Annotated in this window: 26 protein-coding genes; 1 reads left to right on the top strand and 25 read right to left on the bottom strand. The window is 67.3% G+C overall.

Annotation, left to right across the window (positions count from 1 at the left end; all coding sequences use genetic code 11):
• Positions 1-147: 147 nt before the first annotated feature.
• The 21 genes from ACFXN1_RS41040 to ACFXN1_RS40940 all read right to left on the bottom strand — a co-directional run bounded on the left by ACFXN1_RS41040 (position 148) and on the right by ACFXN1_RS40940 (position 17,386).
• Entirely contained in the window at positions 148-594 is a 447-nt protein-coding gene (locus tag ACFXN1_RS41040; RefSeq protein ID WP_379436378.1) for a hypothetical protein, read from the bottom strand.
• Positions 591-1,523 carry a hypothetical protein gene (locus ACFXN1_RS41035; RefSeq protein ID WP_379436376.1) on the bottom strand — a complete coding sequence of 311 codons (933 nt, stop codon included), beginning with the start codon at positions 1,521-1,523 and terminating at the stop codon, positions 591-593. Before ACFXN1_RS41035 ends, ACFXN1_RS41040 begins: the two co-directional genes overlap by 4 nt.
• The gene (locus ACFXN1_RS41030; RefSeq protein WP_379436374.1) at positions 1,520-6,028 is read right to left on the bottom strand and encodes a phage tail tape measure protein; all 4,509 of its coding nucleotides are present in this window, start codon (positions 6,026-6,028) and stop codon (positions 1,520-1,522) included. Before ACFXN1_RS41030 ends, ACFXN1_RS41035 begins: the two co-directional genes overlap by 4 nt.
• 2 nt (positions 6,029-6,030) lie before the next feature.
• Positions 6,031-6,312 (bottom strand): hypothetical protein, encoded by a 282-nt coding sequence (locus ACFXN1_RS41025; RefSeq protein WP_379436373.1) that lies wholly within the window; start codon positions 6,310-6,312, stop codon positions 6,031-6,033.
• Positions 6,313-6,419: 107 nt separating this feature from the next.
• Complete coding sequence (locus tag ACFXN1_RS41020; RefSeq protein ID WP_379436372.1) at positions 6,420-6,872, bottom strand: hypothetical protein; 453 nt, start codon at positions 6,870-6,872, stop codon at positions 6,420-6,422.
• 11 nt (positions 6,873-6,883) lie between these two features.
• Positions 6,884-7,702, bottom strand: a complete 819-nt coding sequence (locus ACFXN1_RS41015) for a hypothetical protein (protein ID WP_379436371.1) — start codon at positions 7,700-7,702, stop codon at positions 6,884-6,886.
• A 68-nt stretch (positions 7,703-7,770) separates the two neighbouring features.
• The gene (locus ACFXN1_RS41010) at positions 7,771-8,214 is read right to left on the bottom strand and encodes a hypothetical protein (protein ID WP_379436369.1); all 444 of its coding nucleotides are present in this window, start codon (positions 8,212-8,214) and stop codon (positions 7,771-7,773) included.
• Positions 8,211-8,513: an HK97 gp10 family phage protein gene (locus ACFXN1_RS41005; RefSeq protein ID WP_379436368.1), complete on the bottom strand. Its 303-nt coding sequence runs from the start codon at positions 8,511-8,513 to the stop codon at positions 8,211-8,213. The genes ACFXN1_RS41010 and ACFXN1_RS41005 overlap by 4 nt, the downstream gene beginning before the upstream one ends.
• Positions 8,510-8,716 (bottom strand): hypothetical protein, encoded by a 207-nt coding sequence (locus ACFXN1_RS41000; protein WP_379436366.1) that lies wholly within the window; start codon positions 8,714-8,716, stop codon positions 8,510-8,512. The genes ACFXN1_RS41005 and ACFXN1_RS41000 overlap by 4 nt, the downstream gene beginning before the upstream one ends.
• The gene (locus ACFXN1_RS40995) at positions 8,713-9,114 is read right to left on the bottom strand and encodes a hypothetical protein (RefSeq protein ID WP_379436364.1); all 402 of its coding nucleotides are present in this window, start codon (positions 9,112-9,114) and stop codon (positions 8,713-8,715) included. Before ACFXN1_RS40995 ends, ACFXN1_RS41000 begins: the two co-directional genes overlap by 4 nt.
• Entirely contained in the window at positions 9,111-9,500 is a 390-nt protein-coding gene (locus ACFXN1_RS40990) for a hypothetical protein (RefSeq protein ID WP_379436363.1), read from the bottom strand. Before ACFXN1_RS40990 ends, ACFXN1_RS40995 begins: the two co-directional genes overlap by 4 nt.
• The gene (locus ACFXN1_RS40985) at positions 9,481-9,801 is read right to left on the bottom strand and encodes a hypothetical protein (protein WP_379436362.1); all 321 of its coding nucleotides are present in this window, start codon (positions 9,799-9,801) and stop codon (positions 9,481-9,483) included. The genes ACFXN1_RS40990 and ACFXN1_RS40985 overlap by 20 nt, the downstream gene beginning before the upstream one ends.
• The gene (locus ACFXN1_RS40980; RefSeq protein ID WP_379436360.1) at positions 9,801-10,829 is read right to left on the bottom strand and encodes a major capsid protein; all 1,029 of its coding nucleotides are present in this window, start codon (positions 10,827-10,829) and stop codon (positions 9,801-9,803) included. Before ACFXN1_RS40980 ends, ACFXN1_RS40985 begins: the two co-directional genes overlap by 1 nt.
• Before the next feature lie 15 nt (positions 10,830-10,844).
• On the bottom strand, positions 10,845-11,222 hold the full coding sequence (locus ACFXN1_RS40975) for a potassium transporter (RefSeq protein ID WP_379436359.1): 378 nt from the start codon (positions 11,220-11,222) through the stop codon (positions 10,845-10,847).
• Positions 11,223-11,250: 28 nt separating this feature from the next.
• On the bottom strand, positions 11,251-11,880 hold the full coding sequence (locus ACFXN1_RS40970) for a hypothetical protein (protein ID WP_379436357.1): 630 nt from the start codon (positions 11,878-11,880) through the stop codon (positions 11,251-11,253).
• 101 nt (positions 11,881-11,981) lie between these two features.
• Positions 11,982-12,215 (bottom strand): hypothetical protein, encoded by a 234-nt coding sequence (locus ACFXN1_RS40965; protein ID WP_379436356.1) that lies wholly within the window; start codon positions 12,213-12,215, stop codon positions 11,982-11,984.
• A complete protein-coding gene (locus tag ACFXN1_RS40960; protein ID WP_379436354.1) occupies positions 12,212-13,933 on the bottom strand; it encodes a hypothetical protein in 1,722 nt (573 codons plus the stop codon). The genes ACFXN1_RS40965 and ACFXN1_RS40960 overlap by 4 nt, the downstream gene beginning before the upstream one ends.
• Complete coding sequence (locus ACFXN1_RS40955; RefSeq protein WP_379463870.1) at positions 13,896-15,311, bottom strand: phage portal protein; 1,416 nt, start codon at positions 15,309-15,311, stop codon at positions 13,896-13,898. Before ACFXN1_RS40955 ends, ACFXN1_RS40960 begins: the two co-directional genes overlap by 38 nt.
• An 18-nt stretch (positions 15,312-15,329) precedes the next feature.
• Complete coding sequence (locus ACFXN1_RS40950) at positions 15,330-15,935, bottom strand: terminase (RefSeq protein ID WP_379436351.1); 606 nt, start codon at positions 15,933-15,935, stop codon at positions 15,330-15,332.
• Positions 15,913-16,983 (bottom strand): terminase, encoded by a 1,071-nt coding sequence (locus tag ACFXN1_RS40945; protein WP_379436350.1) that lies wholly within the window; start codon positions 16,981-16,983, stop codon positions 15,913-15,915. Before ACFXN1_RS40945 ends, ACFXN1_RS40950 begins: the two co-directional genes overlap by 23 nt.
• Positions 16,970-17,386 (bottom strand): hypothetical protein, encoded by a 417-nt coding sequence (locus tag ACFXN1_RS40940; protein ID WP_379436348.1) that lies wholly within the window; start codon positions 17,384-17,386, stop codon positions 16,970-16,972. The genes ACFXN1_RS40945 and ACFXN1_RS40940 overlap by 14 nt, the downstream gene beginning before the upstream one ends.
• 238 nt (positions 17,387-17,624) lie before the next feature.
• Between ACFXN1_RS40940 and ACFXN1_RS40935 the strand changes: the two genes are divergently transcribed.
• Positions 17,625-18,749 (top strand): hypothetical protein, encoded by a 1,125-nt coding sequence (locus tag ACFXN1_RS40935; protein WP_379436347.1) that lies wholly within the window; start codon positions 17,625-17,627, stop codon positions 18,747-18,749.
• Positions 18,750-18,901: 152 nt separating this feature from the next.
• On the opposite strand, the gene ACFXN1_RS40930 is transcribed toward ACFXN1_RS40935, so the two are convergent.
• The 4 genes from ACFXN1_RS40930 to ACFXN1_RS40915 form a co-directional block, all read right to left on the bottom strand.
• On the bottom strand, positions 18,902-19,279 hold the full coding sequence (locus ACFXN1_RS40930) for a hypothetical protein (protein ID WP_379436345.1): 378 nt from the start codon (positions 19,277-19,279) through the stop codon (positions 18,902-18,904).
• A gap of 354 nt (positions 19,280-19,633) precedes the next feature.
• Positions 19,634-19,921, bottom strand: coding sequence for a hypothetical protein (locus ACFXN1_RS40925; protein WP_379436343.1), 288 nt, complete (start codon positions 19,919-19,921; stop codon positions 19,634-19,636).
• A gap of 11 nt (positions 19,922-19,932) precedes the next feature.
• Positions 19,933-20,694: a hypothetical protein gene (locus ACFXN1_RS40920; RefSeq protein ID WP_379436342.1), complete on the bottom strand. Its 762-nt coding sequence runs from the start codon at positions 20,692-20,694 to the stop codon at positions 19,933-19,935.
• A gap of 31 nt (positions 20,695-20,725) precedes the next feature.
• On the bottom strand, positions 20,726-20,992 hold the full coding sequence (locus ACFXN1_RS40915; RefSeq protein ID WP_379436340.1) for a hypothetical protein: 267 nt from the start codon (positions 20,990-20,992) through the stop codon (positions 20,726-20,728).
• Positions 20,993-21,228: the final 236 nt, after the last annotated feature.

Genomic DNA, 21,228 nt, shown 5'->3' with positions numbered 1-21,228 from the left:
CGGCAGCTCCCAGGGCAGCCCGGCCTGGAGGCGGAACAGGTTGACGAACAGGGTCAGCTTGAGGGCCCAGATCGCGGGCCCGAACAGGATCCAGGTGCGCGGGAACTGGACCTCTGGCGGTAAGAATTCAGGTCTTTGCCTGCCCCCCTACCCGAAGGCAGGGGGGCAGGCAAAGGGGTTGCAGTACACCAGGATGTGCTTGAGGTGCTCAAAATCGTGTTTGAACGTTGCACGCACGACACGCTGGCCGTCGTCGTCCTTGTCGAGCTCGACCTCATCGAGGAACCCGCTCCAGCGGGTTCCCAGGTGGTCGACGGTGATGTGGACGTTGGCGGTCGGCCGGTTCTTGTGATCGGTGAGCCACCGTGCGAGGTAATAGGTCGCCGGGAGTTCGATTGTGCCGATACCGGTCTCGTTCTCCAGCAGCTGGAACTTCGCCGAGATCTCACGCCAGACGTCGCCGCGGTAGTTCCAGTCCCCATCCCACAGCCGGATGGTCGGGCGGGTGACGCGGCGCTCGTCCTCGCGTTCGAGCCGCTCGCGGATCTTCGCGAACTCGGCATCGAAATCGATCGTTGTGGTGGTTGCTGTCATTCGAGCCCCCAGGGTCGTGGCCATTCGAGTGGGCAGCGCAGCCGGATGCCGGCGCCGATGGGCGCGCCGGTGACAGAGACGGGGATCTGCGTCTTCTTCAGGCCGCCCGGGAACGGGTACATGAACTTCTTGCCCGCCATCCGCAGGTAGACCTGGGTATCGAGGGAGCTGTTGACCTGGCCGTTGCGGGCCATCTTGTCCGTGTCGATCCACAGGTGTTCGCCCGCGATGAGCGGCGGCATGACGATCTTGTGAAGCGCGTCCTCTTCGGCGCGTTCGTGTTCGTCGCTGCCCCAGGAGTAATCGGGGATCGTCCAGACGATTCCGGCTTCGCCCTGGACATCCCACTGCGGCCAGCTCGGATAGTCCTCGGGCAGCGGGTTCCACGCGGTGACGTAGCCGGTTTCGACACTGCCATCGGTGGTGTCGGTTTCGGTGATGAACTTGGTTTCGAAATCCTTCTCCACCCACCGCGGGTACGGCCCGACCAGCGGCAGCAACGCCAGCGCGTAGCCCTCGCTGTTCGGGTCGTTGATCGCCTTGATCTTCGGCTTCGCACCCAACCGCACGGTGAGGCTGCGCCGCGAGCCGCCGACCGTGACCCAGATCTTGCTGTCGCGGCGCACCGACCACATCTTGCGGAACTCGGAATCGGCTTCACGCCAGGGCATTTCGGGTGTGCCGATGATGTGGAACGCGAGGATGAAATCGTATTTGTCCTCGCGGTATCCACCGAAGTCGGCGCCGATGCTGAACGCGGTGGCGTTGTAGATCGCGGTGAACGGTGCCTCGTACATGCCGTCGAAGTCGGTGCCCGAGTCCTCGTCGGCCAGGGCGACGCCCTGTTCCCACTGTCCGGGCCCGGCCACCGTGATCCACCGCTTGTTGCAGCCCTCGATCTCGATGAGCGTGTCCTCTGGCGGATTCACCGCGTTGTCAGCCGTTTCGCGCGCTGCTGCTGGTCGAGCTGCATCATCTTCCACTCCCGTCGGAATTCGCCGGCACTCATGCCGGTGTGGAGCTGCTGGATGGTCACGGAGTTGTCGACGTTGCCCGCGGGACCGCCGACCTGGCTGGCGGCGAAGTTGCGGGCCGCGGCGACCTGGTCGCCGGTGAGCACCCATTCCTGCTGGCCGGACAGGTTCAGCGCGGCGACACCGTGCGGCAGGGGCCCGCCCTGGTCGCGCAGCACCGTCGGGACGGTGAACGTCTTGAGCAGCTGCGCCATCCAGTCCGGTGTGCCGGGCGTGACCGGGCCCTGCTTGGCGATGTCGTCCTGGCTGATCGTGGGCTTCGAGAACTGCTGCTGCGCCTGGCTTTCCGCCTGCTTGGACTGCACAGCGTCGTAGTACTTCTTGCCCTGGGTGATGGACGCGCCGACCGCGCCACCGATGTCGCCTTCGAGGCCGATCACGGTGAGGAAGTCCGAGAGCTGCCCGGTCACACCGGCCTTGACGACGTCACCGATCAGGCCGACAACGCTGGAGCTGTCCGACGACCCGCTCGTCGCCTCGCTCTGTTTCTTCTGCTCGGCGACGATCGCGTTGCGGGCCTTGTAGACCGACCGATCCGCGGCCGCCCGTTCAGCGTCGGTCGACTCGGGATCGTTGTAGACGTCTTCCCGGTCGGCCTCTGCGTTGTCGAGCGCGTCCTGCAGATCGGCCAGGGTGATCTGGTCATCGGTCATCGACCCCGTCAGATCAGGTGCCGGCGTGACATCCTGGCTGCTCTTGGCCTCGTCACGCTTCTTCTCCAGCTCCTTGACCCGCAGCTGCGCCTGCTCGACACGGACTTGGGCGGCGTCCTTCTCGGACTGCTTGGCCTTGGGGTCGGCGAGCTCCTTGTCGCGGGCCTCGATCGCCTGCGTCACAGCGATGTTCGCTGACCGCAGATCCAGATCGTCGCTCTCGCCCCAGGTCTGCTCCTTCTTGCTGTTGCGGCTCTTCCGCTTCTTCTTGCCCGACCCGGGCGGATTGAACTCCGACTCGGGCAAGTAGTAGCGACTCCCGAACTGGGCGTCGGACACATCGGTCGCCCCGACACCGACGCGCACACCATTGGCGCCGGACTCCAGCGGCGTGCCCGCGAGCTTGCCGACCATGTGCGAGTACTGGCCACCGCCGCCGTTGTAGACAGCGATCGTCAGGCCGCGCCCGGTCGGGTCGGCGCCGTCGAGGAATCCCATCGAGGTGAAATTGCTTTCGGTGGTGAACCAACGCGTGTACGGGTCCAACCCCTTCACCAGCGCATAGGCCGCGGAGATGAGCGCAGAGCAGTCCCAGGACGGACTGCCCACGCCCGCATACTGATACGGCTTACCGGACTCGCCTTGCAGGAAGCTCAGCGCGCGAGACACGGCGATACCGCCGTCAGCCATCGGGGTCAGCTGAAACCCGAACATGCCCGCGACCGACCCGAGAATCGCGGTCGATCGCTCCCGCTTCCCCGCCGCGAGGGGGATGAAAGCCTCACCGCCCGTTTCGGGTTCGGCCCACTGGTACAGGCGGGCCTGCGGCGATTGGATCGTCGCCTGTCCCGGGAGCGGACCGTCGATGCCGCCCTCCGCACGCGGAAGCACCATCGGCGCGCGCCAGCTGCCGTCGGCGGTGGCCTTCTTGTACTCCTCCTCGTAGTTGATCGTGACCTTCTGGGTCTTGTCCGGAAGGTTCTTGCTGATCAACTCGTCGAGCTTGGAGATCACGGCCTGCAGGTCCGGGGCGGTGACCTTCACGATGCCGGGCTTGCCGTTGACCTCCTCGATCTTGGCGCCGGTGGCCTCGAGCTCCTGGCGCGCCTGGGTTGTCAGGGCGTCGACAGGGATGGTGATGCCGTCGGCGTTGGTGCGCAGCAGGCTTTCGATGACGATGAGCTGCTGCTCGACGGAGTCGGCGCCCTTGAGGTTGGCCAGGATCTCGATATCGGTGGGCAGGTAACCGAGCTGCGTCGCCATCTGCCGGACCTGCTCGGCGGTGAGACCGCTGGCTGCGGCGAGCTGGACGAACTGCTGCTCGTTTTGTGCGAACACCTGGCCCATCGGCACGCCGGCCTCGGCCGCGGTGATCGACGAGTCCTTGATCTTGGTGAGGGCCTGATAGAGCTTGTCGCCGTTGCTGGTTGCCGTGTTGACCGAGCCGTCCTGGCGGACCAGCTCCTCACCGAATCCGGCGGTCTTGTCCCACACCTCGGTGGTGGCGGCCGCGGTGTCGCGGACGGTCTGGTTGTACTTGGCCAGCGCATCCTGCGCGGAAACGGGCTTGCCGGACAGCAGGTCCAGCGCGGTCTTCATCGCGTTGATCCGGTCACCAGCCGAGGCTGATGTGTCCGACAGTGTCTTGATCGCCTGGGTCAGTGTCGCGAAGCCGGGCGTGGTGTCCTTGGCTGTCTCCTGGATCGCGACGATCTTGTCGCGCAGCTCCTTGAACTGGGACTGCGCGAAGCGGCCATCCTGGCCGAAGCCCTGGAGTTTCGCGGAGAGATCATTGAATTTGCTGGTGTCCGAAAGCGTTTCGGCCAGCTGCTCATCGGACATCTTGAGGTCGTCGATGATCTTCTTGGCGCCCTGCCACCGGTCGGCGTACCAGTTCTTGTCGTACGCGTCGCCGAGCTTGAAGGTCAAGGCCCCCTTGGCCTTCTCGAAGAATCCGGCCCGGTTGCTGCCCGCGTCATCCAGCGACTTCTTCATGATGCCGAGCTGGCTGACCACGTTGGAGATCGCCTTGTCGTCGAACACGCCGCCGTTGAGCGAGAAGATCTCGGACAGTTCGCTGCGCGCAGTGCCGATCTCACGCAGGGTCTGGCGCATCGCGTTGGCGTGGTCTTCGGCCCGCTTGAACTCCGAATACAGCTGATAGATGGCAGCCGCGGCCACGGCGATGCCTACGACCCACGGGCCACCCAGCATGCTCACGACCCCACCGACGGCCGACCGCATGCCGCTCAGTCCCGCCGCGACGGTGCCCTGCGTGCGGGCGAAGTGCGTCGCGCCTGCAGCGGCGTTCCGGTACGCCTCACCCATCTGGCCGAGAGCGGGCACTCGCGCCTGAACGGTCGCCATGGCCGCACCGAACTGGGACAGCGTGACCCCGCTGGCGGCGGCGAGGCTGCGCTGTACGGCCATCTGCTCGCCGAACCGGGCGAACGCTGTGGTCGTCGCTGTCACACCGCTTGAGATCGCTGTGCCGATCGAGGTCGCCTTGAACAGCACCAGCGCTGCTATCGCCGCGTGCACCGGACCGGGCAGATCCAGGAATGCCTGCGCCACGGGCGCAACCGCGCGGCCGATTCCGATGAGCGCGTTCGCGCCGTCGTGCAGGCCGTCGACCAGCCGCGGTGTCTGGTCGGTGACGAAGTCGGCGACGTTCTTGGTGAACTGTTCCAGGGGCCCCTTGACCAGGTCGTAGACCTCGAGGGCGAGGCCTTCGGTGGCGTTCTGCACCATCTCCATCGCGCCGGGCAGGCCCTGCATTTTCGCGGCGGCCACATCGGCCGCCGCGCCTTGGCGCGACATAGCGGTGTACATGCTGTCCCAGCCGGGCACGCCCTTTTCGGCGGCGATGCCGGCCAAACGCATTGCGTCGCTGCCGAACAAGGTCGCTGTCGCGGCCTGATACATCTCGGGTGTCATGCGCTGCGAGGCGCCTTGGAGCTGCTCGAACAACGAGCGCAAACCGATGAACTTGCCCTGGCTGTCGTAGACGGTCAGCCCGAGTTCCTTCATCGCGGCCTGTGCGGGCTTGCCCTGGTCGGTCAGCGCGAGCAGCGCCGACTTGAGCAGGGTGCCAGCGTCAGAGCCTTTGATGCCGGAGTTGGCGAACATGCCCAGCGCGGTGGCGGTGTCCTCGACCGACAGGCCGAACTGGTGCGCGACCGCGCCCGCGGCCTGCAATCCGTATGCGACGTCGGTGATCTCAGCGCTCGACGCATTCGATGTGTTGGCGAGCACATCGGCGACGCGGGTTGCGTCGGTCGCGGACAGGCCGAAGGCCTGCAGCGCAGAGGACTGGATCGTCGCGGCCTGGGCGGCGTCGATCTGCGCGGCGGCGGCCAGCTGCAGGGAGCCCTTCGCGGCTTCCATGGACTGCTCGACAGTGAAGCCGCCCTTGGCGAGTTCGGTCATGGCCGCGGCGGCATCGTTGGCGGAGGTGCCTGGCAGGGTGACGTCGTTGCCGAGCTGCTTGGCCTTTTCCGACACTGCGGCCATCTGTTCGGCCGTCGCGTTCGACACCGCCTTCATGGTGTTCAGCGACGTCGTGAACTCGTTGCCGACGCTGATCACCTTGCCGAACGCGGCCGCCACACCGCCCGCGAGGCCGAGGCCCAACACGCCGCCGATACCCGCGGCGACGCCGAGGGCGGGCTTCAGGTCACGCCGCATCCGGTTGGCGAAGTCCCGGGTGTCGGGGTTGATCAGGATGTCGATCCGACCACCAGCCATGGCTAGATCACCTCCCCTCGGCGCGCAGCGAGTAGCTGTGCGAGCTTGCTTTTCGGCGGTTCCGGGATCCGGTACGGCTGCTGGGCTTGCTGATAGCGTTCGACCAGCTCGGCGGTGATCACCGGGTCGCGTTGGGCGATCGGCGCGAGGATGGGCAGCGGCGGCGGTTTGATGCCGTGCTTGGCGCGTTGGGCCCGTTCGCGTTTGACCTCGGGGTCATCGGGATCGGTGGTGCCCGAGACGTAATCGAAGTTCAGCTCGAAATCCTGGCGGTCGACGAGCATGGCCAGGTTTTCCGAGTCCCGGGCCCGCTGGTCGTCCTGGGCTGCTGAATCGTCCAGCAGCGCAGCGACGTCGCGGTAGGGGAGCTCGGCAAGCGCGGCGCGCAGGTTCAGGCCGTACCAGCGGAGGACTCGGGCGAAGGCTGCGCCCCAGCGGTCGGGTCGATGTAGCCCGACAAGGGCAGGGGCGCCAGCAGTTCCCCCGAGTGCAGCTCGCTCAGGTTGATGATGCGGTTCAGGGCGGTCGTGGCGTGCGCCGGGGTGAGGCCGGCGATCTTGGCCCACAGGGCGGGGCCGTCGCTGGTGATCAGCGACAGCATCGCCTCGAACTCCATCTCGGCGACCAGCTGGTAGAACTGCACGGCCTCGTCGCCGGTGAAACTGCGGCGCACGTCGGCGTCGACGCCGAGCAGGGTGATCGGCGCGGGCGGCTGGTCGCCGGTGGCGAGCTCGGCCAGGACGTCGACACGGTCGATGGCGGCCGCCGCCGGCACAGCCGAGGGGGTCGGCTGTGCCGGGCGGCGCTGGGTGGCAGTCTTTTTCGCGGGAGTCTTCGCGGTCACTGGCTGCTACCTCAGGCGATCGTGACGGTGCCGGACGGGGTCAGGCTCGCGCCCGTGCTGCTGAGCACACCGATCTTGTTGACGGTGACGGTGTAGGGGCCGCCAGCGCTGCCGGTCACGGTGACGTTGCCGGCGCCGATCGAAGACAGCGCCTCCAGCGCGGTCTGCACCGCCGACGCCGCAGCGTTGTAGGCGATGCCAGCCGCGGTCTGCCCGTTGAAGGTCAGCGGGAAAGTACCGCCGGTCGGGCTGCCGCCGATGGTGACGGTGAACTTCGACTGCAGCGGGTTCCAGTTCGTGATCGGGATGAACGGCTCCAATGCCAGCAGCTCGAACTCGAAGCCGTCGATGTCCTCCTTGCCGAAGGTGCGCGGCGGCGGAGTGGTGAGGGTGACGCGCGGGGAGTAGAAACCGGCCGAGTCGCCCTCGTCGCGCACGTTCAGCATCGCCGCGAAGTCCTCGTCATCGCCTGAGTGCCATTCGAAAATGCCGGAGCCGGGCGGGGTTTCGACGATCGAGCCGCCCTGCAGCGCGGTGAGCACGGTCGCGGCGCTGTAGTCGACCGGGCGCAGCTTGATGCGCTCCTCGGTCGGGGCCTTGATCACCTTGTACGGGGCGCTGCGCCGGTTCCAGACCTTCTTCGGCGAGACGTCGCGGGTCGGGTTCAGCTCGAAACCGGCCTCGATACCGCCGTAGCACAGCCAGGGCACGGTGCCGGATACGGGATTGTCGACGAATGGGGCGTCCGGGCGGGCGGTGCCGGCGGGCGCGCGGTACACGTCGCCGTCGAGCCACACGTATGCCTTGTTCGGATCGGCGTGAGTGCTCACGATTCAACCTCCAGGGTGAGGGGTGCCCACGTCGAAATGCCGTGAGCGAGAAAGGAAAAGGGGGGTGTTCAGGCGCGGGCGGCGCGCATTTTCAGCTCGACGCGCACCGTGGCGCGGAACAGCGGCAGGTCGATACCGCGGGCGGTGTCGACGAACGTGATCGGCCCGTCGGTCCAGGTCGCCGTCCACGCGCTGTCACGGAACTGCTGCGGGCGGGCGCGGCCCAGCAGCTCGCCCGCCATTGCGGCGATGTCCCAGGCGACCTCTTCGGGATCGGTGGTGCCACCGAGGATTTCCAGCTTCGGCGCCCAAGCATCCACCTGGATCAGTGGGCGACGCAGGAACGGATCCGCTCCAACGTTGCCGGGCGCGCGCAGGGTGACAAACGGCGCGGTGATGGGGTCGGGCAGGTCGCGGGTCGTGATGTTGTCCGCGGCCACGAGCGCGGTCAGTGAGGGCTGCGCGATCAGGAAGGCCCGCACCGCGCCGGGCGCGAACGGGATCGGTGTCATCGCTTCGGCTTCCAGCCACGGTATTTGCCGCGGGCGCGGGCGGCGTCGGTCAGCGCGGCGTGTGCCGGTGCCACCGAGGTTCCGTATTCCTTGTAGATGGCGTCGGGGTCGTCGTCGACCACGTCGACCTCCGTGCCCGATACGTGCACGCTGATGCCGTCGCGGTAGGCACCGGTCAGTACCGGTGCGCTCGCACGCGCCTCGGCCGCGATCTCATGGGCGATCGCACGCCGCTTCGGCGTCGACAGCACGCGCGCCGCACTGCGGCACACGTCGTCGAAGATGGTCAGCCGAATCATGCTCGGCGCCGCGAGGTTTCAGGCTTGGTCGGCGGCTCGACAGCCTCGGCCTCGGCCGATGCCAGCGCAGGCGGAGCGTCGGGGGCCGTCGGGGCGGGCGATGCCTCGGGGGCAGGGGCGGTTTCGAGGTGCTTGCGGTGGGCCTTGGACTCGTCGGCTGCCCAGTGGGTGACGCCGTCGGCGTCGGTCCACGATGCGATCATGGTCGGTTCTCCTTCATGTCGGTCGAATGCCGCACCGCTGCGGCGATGTAGGCGGGGCGGCGGGATCCGAGCGCGGGGCGGCGGGCCCGCGGTGTGCCGTGCACGGTGACGGTGTCGCCGACCTGAACCAGGTCCGCCACCGACGTCGGCCCGTCGAATCGCCAGATGTCGCGGCGGCTGGTACCGCCGGGCAGGCCCGGGTCCAGGAGCAGCGTGAGACGCTGCGCGACATGACCGTCTTCGAACTCGTCGACCACGGTGGCGTCGACGATGCTGGCCTGCTGCAGCAGTCCACGCCAACGGATCTCGGTGGGCGGGCTGGGCTGGCGGTTACCGGTGGCAGGGTCGATGATCGGTGGTCCGGGGCGTAGCAGTGTCCAGCGTTCGGGAAGGCTCACGGTCGGCCGCCGATGCTGATGGTGAACGCGTCGCCGTCGGTGGGGGTGTCGAGCAGGTCGGCGAGTTCGGCGTCGGTCAGATACAGCAGGCTGCCGTAGTGGTCCTGCGCGTACTGGGTGCTGATCTCCGGGTACTCGGTGCGGGTGACATCGATGCCGCGGCGCACCGTGGCCAGGGCCCGCAGGACCATGTCCACGCCGATGCCGATCACGATGTCCGCATCGAGCGTTCCCGCGGCGATGCGGGAGTCGAGCCCGGACACCTTGGAACGCATGCGCGCGCTGGCCATTCGGACGAAACGCTCGACCTGGGCGATCTCCGGGTCGACGAATGTCTCACCGGAGATCGCCTGGACGTCGGTCAGCTCAAACAGCGGCGTTGCCATCGTTCCCGCTGTCAGCCTTGCGGGCGGCCAGGATCGCGGCCAGGACGTCGGGCTTCTTGGTCGCGGCGCCCAGGTCGATGTGCTTGCCGGCGGCGTACTCGCGCAGCTGCGGGAGCGTCCACGACTCGTCGGGTTCCTTGTCGGGAACCTGCTGCGCCGGTTCGGGATCCGGTTCGGCGGCCCACGCGTCCGGGTTGGTGATCAGGGCGGCCACCTCGTCGGGCACGACGTCGTCGGGACCGAACACGTGGGTGCCGTCGGGGGTGTGGACGTGCACGAAGGTCGCGAGACGGCGCGCCATCACAGCACCTTCACAATCATGGTCGCGTTCGCGTTGAGCAGCAGCGGCAGCGCGATGCCCGACGCCTTGGTCCAGCGAGCGACCGGGTCGTTGTCCATGTAGGAACCGACCACGATGCCGGGCGCCTCGGACGCGTCGATCCCGTAGTCGGGTTCGATCGCTTCCGCCGTAGTGCCCCACGCGGTTTCGCCGAGCTTGCTGTTGCCGCCGACATACAGGATCCGGTCGTCGGGGATGAGACGCTGCGTGTTGCCGTCAGCATCCTCGACCTGGGCGTCGAAAATCTCGAACGGCGGGTGACCGAACGAGGTGAACAGCGCGTTGACCTGATCACGGGTCACGATGCCGTTGGTCGAGCCGGGTGGCAGGCACGCGGCGCGGATCTTGTCCTGCCGCATGAGCGTCGACATGACGCGCTGGCTGGTGATCGCCCGGGCCGGGTTCGCCGAGTTGCTGACGCGGAAGGTCGAGAAAAACGATTCCTGGTCGATGACCGGGTCGGCCGCGCCGGCACCGGCCACGCTCCACAAGGCAGCCGCGGTGAGGGTGTGGCCGGGGAGCCGCAGGAAATCGGCCTCCAGGTCGAGCCCGTTCTCGGTCAGCGTCACCTTGCCGTTCACCAGCGCCGCGGCCTTGGCCATGATGACGCGGGTGCGGATCGCCTGCGCGAGCTCGACAGCATCGTTTTCGATGGTGTCGCGGATCGCGGTGTCGGCCTTGCGCAGTCGCAGCCGGTCGTATTCGCCCAGGCGCCGCTTCTCCGACATGGGCGGCAGTTCGCCGCTGATGCGGGCGATGCCCTTGCGGCCGCTGATGCGGGCCTCGGTGTCCCACGACCGGAACTGGCCGGCCTTGCGCAGACCGCGCTGGGTGATCTGCGCGCGGAACTCGACGTCGTCGACCATGGTGTCGGGCAGCAGGTCGTCGATGAGCGTCAGATCGTTGATCGGCTGGTCGGCCAGCGCCGCGCGGACGTAGCCGGTCAGCTCGGCCGGGGTGACGTAGTCGGAATTGAGCACGAGTGCCATCGGTTACGCCTCCTCTCAGAAGTAGGTGATCTGCTTGGCAGTCGCCTGCCCGGCAGCGTTGACGGTGTGGGGGCACTTGGCGGCCAGGACGCTGCCGTGCCAGAGCAGAGCGCCGGACACCTTGGTCGCGCCGGTCGGGACACGCACCGCGGTCAGCCAGTGACCGGCGATCGAGGCGGCCGATTCGTCGCCCACGCTGAACAGCCCGTACTTGCCGCTGCCGAGCTTCTTGAGGGCGTAGCCGGACTTCAGGTACCCGTTGGGGTAGTGGGTGCCGGCGGTGAAGGTGGTCAGGTCCAGGGTGATGGTGCGGGCCCGGTCGGTGCCCTCGGCCGAGGCCAGCCAGGACTGATCGTCCTGCCCGAAGGTCTCGGTAGTGATCTTGAGATCCATTGCGTCCCCTCCTTTTCTGGGGTCGTGGTTACTTGCGGGTCTTGCGCGCTTCGTAGGCCGCTCGACCGGAGGCCATGGACCCGGACACCTCGCCACCGCCGCCGCCTTGGCGGCGATCGGGCTTCGGGGTCTTCGTTTCCTTGGTCTCGGTCCCGTCGGTCTGCGCGGTGCCGCCGCCGATGAGCGCCTTGAGTTCCTCGGCGTCGGCGATCATTTCGTCGAGGGTGCTGCCCTTGAGCCGCTGCGCCAGCGCCAGCGACAGCCCGGTCTTCTCGGCGGCCTCGTAGCGGACCGCCTTCGCGGCGTCCTTCTCGAGTCCGGCGATCCGCTCCGATTGCTTCTCGGCGTCGGTCTTGTTGGCGTCCTCGATCGCCTTGAGCTTGTTCGCGAGATCCTGCTCGCGAGTGGAGCTCTCGCGGGCGGCCTTCTCGGCTGCGCGGCGCGCGGCACGCTCGGCCTTGAGTGCCTTCTCGCCGCTCTCGCCGAGGTCGCCCTCGTCGGTAACGCTGTCGGTCGAGGTGGTGCTCGATTCGACCGACGTCGCGCCAGTCGTTTCGTTGTCTTCGGATCCGCCACGGATCGTCCAGATCGGTGCGCCGTTGCGGCGCAGACCGATTGCGGTGCCGAAGATCGGGTGCACAGGCAGGTTGATACTCATCGGGTGGGGCTCCTCCATCGCGGAAGAATTCCGGCCGGCCTCGCGCCGGTCGGGACGAATACGCCCGTTACCGCCGGGCGTGGGCGTGTGGAATCCCGCTGCTAGCGGGAAGATTCGGCGGCGTCGCGGCCGGACTGCCAGCCGGTCAGCCACAGCCGCGCCAGCGTGGCGGCGCGAGGATTCACCTCGGCCGGGTCGCGCTGCTCGACGACGATGTCCCGCGCGGTCATTCCCGCGCGGGACGCGGCGGCGTACGGGTTCGCGGTGGGCGGCTCGCCGTTGTCGTAGGCGGTCCGGCCCGCGGCGTGCGCGGCGCGGTAGTCCTCGCTGCTCACTGCAGGTAATCCCTTCCGCGCGATTGGATCCGGGCCAGCTCTGTCGGGTCGAGTAGCTGGGCTTTCAGCTCGGCCGTGGTGGTGCGGCCATACTCATCCCACCATGCTCGCAGTTCCTCGCTCGCGTACTTGCGGGCGCGGTCCTCGGGCATCGACCACAGTTTCCGCGGGTCGATGCCCGCGCGCTCGCCGTGCTTGCTGAGCATGTAGCCGTTTGTGGCGTCCTCGGCGTTCAGCCAGGCTTGGTGTGCTTCGTCGCGGTGCCATGCCCGGATCTGCTCGTCGAGTCCCTTGCCGTCGTAGCCCAGACCAGACAAGTACGACCGGGCGTTGCGGCGACGCTGCTCGGGCACAGCCACGCCATAGGCCTGCTCGATCGCGGTCTCGTCGTCGACACCCTTGCCGATCAGCTGCTCGTATTTGTCGTCCTGGGCACGAGCTTTCGCGTCCCGCTTGGCGGCGCGCCGGTCACGCTCGACCTGGGCGCGCTGGTCGCGCAGGTCGATCTCGGCGGCCAGGGCGTCGAACTCGTCGTCGATCTCTCCGGCCTCGGCCTTCGCGGTCAGCCGCGCCGACAGGTCCGCGGTCGAGCGGCCAGCGAACGGTGACACCTTGCGCGCCTTCGGCGCTGCCGGTTCGGCGGCCGCGGCCGGCGCTGCGGGTGCGGGCGACTCGGTGGGCGTGGCTTCTGCGCGATGCGGGCCTTGCGCGGCTCGTCTCTTGGTCGGGAATTCGTCGAGCAGGTAGCCGTTCTTGCGCAGCAGGTTCAGCGCGTCCTCATGGCTCTCGGCGATTTCGTAGATCGCTTCGGGCATGAGCCGCGGTGTTCTGCGCGAGTTGCGGCCGCGGGCCCGGAAGATCTTCCCGGCGATGCCGCGCCGGGTCGTTCCCTCGCTGGTGATCAGCAGCTGCTGCCCGTAGACGTTGGTGCGCTGCTGGCGGCCGCCGACCACGGTCACGCCGCGGTCAGCGTTGACCACCTGCGAGATATCGGCACCGTCGCGGATCGCCTGGGCGCCAGCGACACCGAACGTCTTGTCTTGCTCGGCCGCGGTCAGGCTCTCGAAGTATCGGTGCGGGTCGGTGCGGACGTCGTCGGCGACATCCTCGCGGCACGGGATATGCCGGCAGTTGCAGTTCGGATGGCGTTTGAACCCTGCCGACCAGCGGTAGAAGCGGCCCGCCAGGACGACGCAGCGAGAGCAGCTGGGCGGGACCAGCATTCGCCGGTACCCGATGTTGCGGCGGGACACGATGCCGAGCCCGGTCGCGGCCCGGCCGACGTCGGCGAGCTCGGTTTGCACGTAGGTGTGGACCAGTCGGCCAGCGGTCTGCCAGGCCATATAGGCCGACTCGCCCCGGGCGACGCGCTGCTGTGCATCGACCACGGCCTGATGCAGCAAGCCGTCGATGCCGCGGCCGTCGGACGTCACCCCGATCAGCCGGCCGGGGTTCGGGCGTGCCTCCTGCGTGGTGCCGATGCCTTGCTCGTCGAGCACGTCACCGACGTAGCCGTCCGCGTCCGCGGTGGCCGCGGCCTGCCCGGCGGCGACCAGGCGGACCAGGCGGTCGACGTTGCGGGCGAACCAGGCGTCGAAATCATTGGGCGGCAGGGTCCCCCACCGGGCGGCGACCTCGTCGAGGACATCGCTCGACACGGCGCGCTGGGCCCGGTCGAACTCAGTTGCCGCTTGCGGCGCTGCCAGCAGTGTTGCCATCGCCCCCTGCTCCGCCCCTGAGTCGGTCGGCGAATCGATCGAGGGCAGAGTCGGCGGACTCCTGCTCGAAGTAGTCGCGCTCGCGGGCCTTGCGCTCTTCGTCCCACCCCATCTCGTCCCACGACCCCTCGCGCGACAGCACCGGGTTGCCGCCGTTGAGCTTCTGGATCGCGTCGGCCTCTTCAGCCTTGGTCGGGGTCGCAGGGTCGCGCCACTGCACGGAAATCGGATCCCCGGGGGTCGGCCACTCGCCGGTGCGGAACCGTTCGTAGAGCGCCATCACCCAGGACAGACCCACGCCAACCTGAGTGTTGAAATCCTCCACGTTCGAGACAATCCGCGACTCGTCAGCGCGAATCGCGCCCTCTGCCGCCGGGTTGGCGGTGTTCTCGCCGAAGTACCGGAACGGCAGCCCGGTCACGGAACTGGCGAGCCCGGCGTACAGCTTCACCGTCTCATGGAAGTTACGCAGGTCTGTGGCGGAGAACTGGCCGACCGCAGCGTCTTTCGGTGACTTCTGGGTGGCCCAGATAGCGGTGTAGTACGCCTGCCACACAGGCAGTGGCTTGCCGTCCTTGTCGACGAAATCGCCCTTGCTCATGCCCAGCGCCCACCGCGGTGGTACGGCATGGGTCTCGACGCCGATGGCCATGTTGGTCAGGGTGCGCGCGCACGAATCGGTGATGCCCATCAGATCGGTCATCTCGGATGCGCCGTGCCACTTCCCGAGCCGTTGCCGATTCAGGAACATGACCATCGGCACGCGGCCGAGGTTGTGCTCATCGCGCCCGTCGTCGCTGCCGACGCTGTCGACCACCCAGCCGCCGCGACCGGCAACCACCTGAATCGTCTTGTCGGGCAACAGGAGGGTGCCGACACGTTCCCCGTTGTCCTCACGGAACTGGCGGAATCCGGCGGCCAGGCGCCGACGTCGCCGGTCGACCAGCACCGAAATCTGTTGCGCCGATTCGACGCTGATCAGCGGGCGGTTGGCGTCCTCATCGTTGGTACCCACCACGGCGAAGGCGCGCCCGAAGATCCGGGCTTCCTGTGTGAGCAGCGAGACCTGGGCGGCCAGGTTGTTCGCAGTGAACGCTTGCTGCATCTCAGGGTCGCGCATGTTGCGGCCTGGCCGGTAGATCGCCTTGATCTTCCCCCGCCGCGCGAGTTCCCGCACGTACATGCCCGGCCAGTTCGCGACCAGCTCGAAGATACGCAGTTCCTCGGGCACAGCCAGGCCGATGTGCTTGAGCCGCTGCGAGCCTTCGAAATAGGCGTCGAGCAGCTTGTCGCGGCGCGCGTCCTTGTGATGCTTGGCGTTGAGCTTGCCGATCATGTCGCGCTCATCGTCGGTGAGCTGCGTCCGAAGCTCGACCATCCGCGCTCACCTCCCTATTCAGCTGAAACAGAACATGCGGCTATCGACGTCTTCCCACCCGGCTTCCCGGGCGTCCGAGGCGGCCTCGTGCGCCAGGATCGAAGTGATTGCGGCGTCGATCTTCTGGTGGTCGGCAGGTTTGCCGAGCACGTATTTGTCACCGGGTTTGGCGACCCGGCGGCAGTTGGCGATATGGGCCGCGGCGATCGGGCAGCCGTCCTGCTGGATGCGCCCGGTCTTCAGATCGATCTCGAACCGGCGGATCGCGCCATACATCGGCGTAACCCGGTTCGTCGGCCACTCGACGACATGCTCGTCGCCGTACTCCAGGGCCCAATCACCGATCTCACTGCGCCAGTCGTACGGGTCGGCGTACATGCGTGCGACCGACCAGGTTCGGAAAACCTCGCTGATGGCCGCATGCACTTCGCCGCGCGGGATCCGCCCGCCCCAATCGTCGGGATTCCAGATCGTCGGCCGGCGGTCGGGCCCGTAGCGCGGGGTGAACTGCAGCCCGGCGCGGGTCTCGCCGCGCAGCGCGGTCCAGTCGTTGTTCTCGGATCCGTCGAAGCCGAGGCAGATTGCCGACCCCGGCGGCGGGTTAGGTAGCCAGATCTTCGGCATAGCGGCTCTCCCAGAGTCCTTGCGGCAGCCAGGAACCCATGCGGGCGACCAGGCGGTTGCCGAAGAATCGTTCGGCCTGAGCCGGGTCGAGCTCATTGAGCTCGGCGGCCTCGGCCTCGATCGAGTCCAGGTTCACCCACGGGCTACCGGCGTAGACGTGGCGCAGGATCTTGCGCCGGTCGCGCTTGTTGCCCCACGACAGCGACGCTGGTGGCTGGCGGAAGAACCGGAAGATGTCCGGCGCCTTCGCTTCCCACGTGCGCTGGGCCGTCGAATTCTCCGACGGGTCCCACGCGTTCGTGGTCTCGATGGTGCGCCCACCCATACCGGCCGCGCCGCGGCGCTGGGTCTCGGCGATGCCGACCATCTTGTTCCGCTTGGTGTACAGGCCGGTCTCATCCTGCAGCGCCCAGGAGATCGGGTTACCAACTCGACCTGTGGCACTGGACGTTACGGCGTCGATGCGGTCGAAGTCGTCGCCACCGACGCCGTCCAGGATGCGGATGAATCCCTCGCGCACGACCATCAGGTCCGACAGCGGGCCGAGCTTGATCATGGCGGTCAGTGGTCGATAGACGTTGCCGACCTGGTCCTCGTTGGTTGCGGTCAGCTGCAGCACCGGCGACGGGTGACGCATCGCCATCGGCTCGCCGGGCAGATACTCGTACTCCCAGCCGCAGCCGCAACCCCAGTCCGAGCACGCCCACCCGTCGCCCGGGCCCGCCCAGCCCAGAAACTGCGACGGGCCAACGGCTTCCAGGCACGCCATCGACGCACCCCACGGCCCTTTGCCCGTCTTCTGCGGCGCGACCACCTGCATGCGCCTGTAGACGAACGCCTGGTTGAACAGCGGCTGGTCCTCAGTAATCCACTCGACGCCAGCGCGGATCCGTCCATAGTTCGCGGCGCACCAGAATTGCCAGTCGGACCAGACGAATTCGGCGCCGCGGCGGAAGCCGTCAGGGATCCGGCAATGCTGGCGGACCCACGCCTCGCCGATGTCGCCGAGCGTCGGCCACTCGACCAGCCACCCGTCAGGCCCCGCCACCGGGCATGGCCCGCAGGCGGCGGGCAGGGGTTGAAGGTGCTACGGGTGCGGACTTATTGGCCGCGGCGGTGCGCGCCTGGCCGACCTCGTCGGAGGCGATGGTCCAGCCGTTCTCCTTCAGTCCGGCCGGCGTCAAACCGATCTGGTCAGCGAACCGATGCAGCGAGCCGCGGTCTGCGGCTGTCGCCTCGTTCGATTCGCAGATCACCGAGGTCCGGACCCACTGTGCAACGGCCTGCCACCGCCACGGCTCAGCGGCCCAGGCCGCCGCCTGCGGTGTCTTCCAGGCCCACTTCCACAGCTGGGCCTCGCGGTCTTGAACCGCTTCGGTCGCGTCCTCGTCGAAAACCTGCCGCCGCGCGCCCTTCTCGCCGAACTCCCACCGCATCACACGGCGAGGCATCAGCGGAAACTTCGGCGGCCGGCCGGAGTAGCCCTCGCTGGGCAGGGCGATTGACTGCAGGCCACGCCTGTCGGATCGTCCTGACTTCGGATCCGGTTGCGGTCCTGAGCGGTTTCGCGCGCCACCGCGCATTGTTCACCTCCACCTGGCAGCGTCGCGCTACCGCTCGGAAACCCTGGACGGCATCGCGCGGGCCAGGGAAGAATGGCCGTTCTTGCGGCATACAGAACGGAGGAGCATGCAGAAGAGAGCAATTCTGATTGGTACCAGCGTCACTGCAGCAATCGTGACTGTGGCTGGCGTAGCGCTGATCCGATCTGGAGGCGGTGACAGCAAGTCCGCTGCCACGACTGTCAGTATCGACCCCTCGGTAACCAAGACATCTCCGAAGATTTTCGAGCAGAGCGGCCTGAAAGCAACCTTCTACTACGTCACGACAGACCTCGGAGGTGGCGGGCACGAACGGCCCTACGTCAGCGTAGATATCGCGAACACGCAGTTTGACGAACCGACGTGGACCTTCGGCCCCGAAAGGAGCATTCGAGCCACCGTTCAGGTTCGACAGAATGGCGTTCCTGTCGATGTCTACTTCACGGGCAAGGAAGGACGGGCTACCAACGAGATGATTGCGAATGGCGTCAGCGGGCAGTCCATGTTCGGCCTCCATCCATATGTTGTCGGAACTGACGCCTACCTTTCGAGCGAGACTGGACGCGACTTCGAGTTCATACTCTCGGATTTCGAGGTTCGACCGACACCGTTTGCGCCCAGGGTTACCGCAACTACCGCGCCACCGAAGTTCGGAAGCTCCCCAGCTGACCAGTTCAACAAACTGGCCTACGAGAAAGGCTGGACCCCGCCAGACGGCTTTGGTACGAAGACCAGTTCGTCTGGCACACAGGCCGACCAAGTTCGGCAGCCCGCTGCGGCCATCCAGAGCTTCATTCGGCAGGTGAATGGCTACCAGACGTCAGCAACAGCCTGCTGCTCACCCACGCAGATCTTCCTGGATTGGTCGAAGAAGTGGAACGCCGAAATGCTATCTGCTGGTATCAGCATGCTCGGCGATGACCAGATCAAGGAGACGTACCGACGTGTGCAGGCCAGTGACATCGAATACTGGTACGGCTCCGGCACGTTGACCGTCGGCGACGGTCCGAACCAAATCCGCCCGGGCACCTACAAGACGACCGCGCCGGTCGGGAAGTTGATCCAGAACGGGTACTGGGAGCGAACCAGCCGGTCCGGCGACATCATCGACAACAGCTTCGTAACCTCGGCCCAAGAGGTGACCGTCACCATCGCCCCATCGGACGGACAGTTCACCAGCCGAGGGATGGGAGCGTGGAAACCGGTGGGCTAATTGGCTGGTCCGGAATGTTTGAACCCTCCGCACCAAGCAGCGCCCTCAGCCGGGGCCAACTGCGGAGGGGCCCCCGGGGGCTACCCCCCTGGGGGTATCTGGAGCTGTCCTGGAGGGCTCAGAGCGACCGGCTGGAGACTGGTGCGCGAGGGTCAGGCGAGGAGGACTGCGTGCTCCCAGTTGATCTGCTCGACAGAGCTGATGGCCAGCCCGGCTTGCTCCAGGGCGCCGGCGCACTCGCCCGCCCGGTGCATCGCCGCGAGGAGGGTGTCGCCGGCCTCGTCGATCCAGACGTTGACGTGCTCGATGGGCGGCTCATGCCGCGGAGTGTGTGCCACGAGAGTGCGCCCGCCATGGGGCTCGACGATCGGATCGGCCCGACGAGCGAGGCCGGCCAGTAGCTCACTCACGGCCTTCTCGGCAGCGGTGTAGTCGGGGCCGGTCGGTGGCGGTGCCCATGCTGGAGCGGTGGGCAAGCTCTCGCGGTCCTGCTCGGTGGGGACCAGGATGATCAGCACGCCGTAGGCCATGTGCCTAGTGTTCCACGTTCGAGCGAGCGCCCTTGCGTCCGTTGCATGACCTGCACAGCACCTGCAATGGTCCGGTCGGGCTTCCGCCGGCGGCGACTGCGGTGATGTGGTCGGCAGTGAGGTCACTGCTGTGGTGCGGTGGCCGGCCCCATCCGGGGCACCAGTCGCCGCGGGTCTGGCGGTGCGCCCGGACAGCGGCGGCCCTCCGCTGTCGCTCGGCGTAGTCGAGGGTCGCCTTGGTCGGTGTGGTCTGTCGCCGGTGCCGGTCGAGCTCGCCCTGGTGCTGAGCGCATCGCGGGGCGGTCTGCAGCTTGGGGCAGCCAGCGACCGAGCAGGCGCGCAGCCGGGCTCGGGTCACTGGCCGGTCAGGCCCGGGCGAAGGGCCGGCAGGGACGCGAGGGTGTAGCCGCAGCCTGTGCCGGCGAACGCTGCCCGGTCGGTGTCCTCGGCGCCGAAGGCGTGCCAGGCCTTGAACTCCGGCATCGGGTCGGCAGGCGGGGGCCACGCCGTATCGACCCGAATGCATTGCATCGCCAGCATGAGTGTGGCCGCGTATCTGGCTGGGCCCATCGGGGACCGGCGGGCCATCGCGTTGACGGCCTCGGTGGCCTGGCGTACCTCGTCGGGGGTCAGCTCTCGCATGTCGTTGCCCGTCAGGCGTTCTCGGCTGCTGCCAGCTCGTCGAGGCTGACCACGTCGAGCAGGACATGCATGTCGTCCAGCGGCACACCAGTCTTGCGGCAGATCGCCCGGGCCATCTGGAACTTGATGTCGTCCCGGTCGACGAAATCTGCGGCGGTGCTCGTGCCCGAATGGATTGCCCGCCAGCCGCGGCCGTCCGGGTACTTGGCAGCGAGCACACGGAAGTTCGGTTGCACCTGCGCCAAAGTGGCGATCGATACAGTCCGCCGGGCGACGGCAGTCTCACCACGGCGGATGACGCCCAACTCGTCGCAGTACTCGATGTGCAGATGGGTGAGGCGTCCGAGCCATCGGCCAGCATCGGTGTCCATCGTGACGAACACGTCCTGAGAATGGGTGGCGCGTTCATGGATCCATCGGGCGATGGAGGTGTCGCTGGGCAGGGCGAGGACGCCTCGGTCGAAGGAGATGTAGTCGGCCTTGTCGACAAGGACGAACTTGAGTTTCCAGTCGCCGTCATAGATGCGAAGTGCCTTGGGACGCTGCGGCTCTCGCTCCTGCTGCATGGCTGCCGTGACAGCGGCGTACACGATCATCGTGCGCTGTATCTCGATCGCGATGTCGCCGTACATTCCGCTGAGAGCCGCGTTGGCGGTCTCGCCTACTCCGGGCACCCCGATGGCTGCGCCGACGCGGTCGCCAGCTTCGCGCACGGAATCGGCCACGATCTTCGAGATATCCGCGATGGTTGGAATCGCGCAGTGCTCGGTCATGTTCAGTTCTCCCCTGTCGTGTTGCGTTGTGTCATCGGGACCGCAGCGCAGCGATGAGGGCCGGAATCCTGCCGCCCACAAAGGCGTACGGGTCCAGCCAGCCGACGCCGGCCTTGCGGTACCAGTCGAGTAAGTGGGCCGCGGTGACGAACACGACGACGGGCCACCCGATCGGATGCCGCTGGTGCATCCGTCGGGCGGCGTCGGTCAGCTGCTCGTCCTCGGCGGCCAGGATGTCGTAGGCCACCCAGGCCGCGGTGAATGCGGCGAGCGCATGGCCACCGCGAACCCGGTTCATGCGTTCAATCCGGGCGGTAATACGCATAGCCCAGCGGTGCTCTTTTGTGCGCCAAGGCTGGGTAGCCCGCTGGCGCCCCCTTCGAACTCGTCACAAATAGAGTTCGGGTGCTGAGTTACGTAGCAACCACAGACAGCACAAAAGTCGCTCATGCTCAGCCCCAGGGCCCGAAGGTCCAGCAGCCCAGCAGGTTCGACCACCGCAGCGGGAGCACGAGGATCGGGTACTTCAGGATC

This window comes from Nocardia sp. NPDC059154 (assembly GCF_042755705.1).
Taxonomy (GTDB): Bacteria; Actinomycetota; Actinomycetes; order Mycobacteriales; family Mycobacteriaceae; genus Nocardia.
This window is presented reverse-complemented; position numbering and strand designations above follow the sequence as displayed.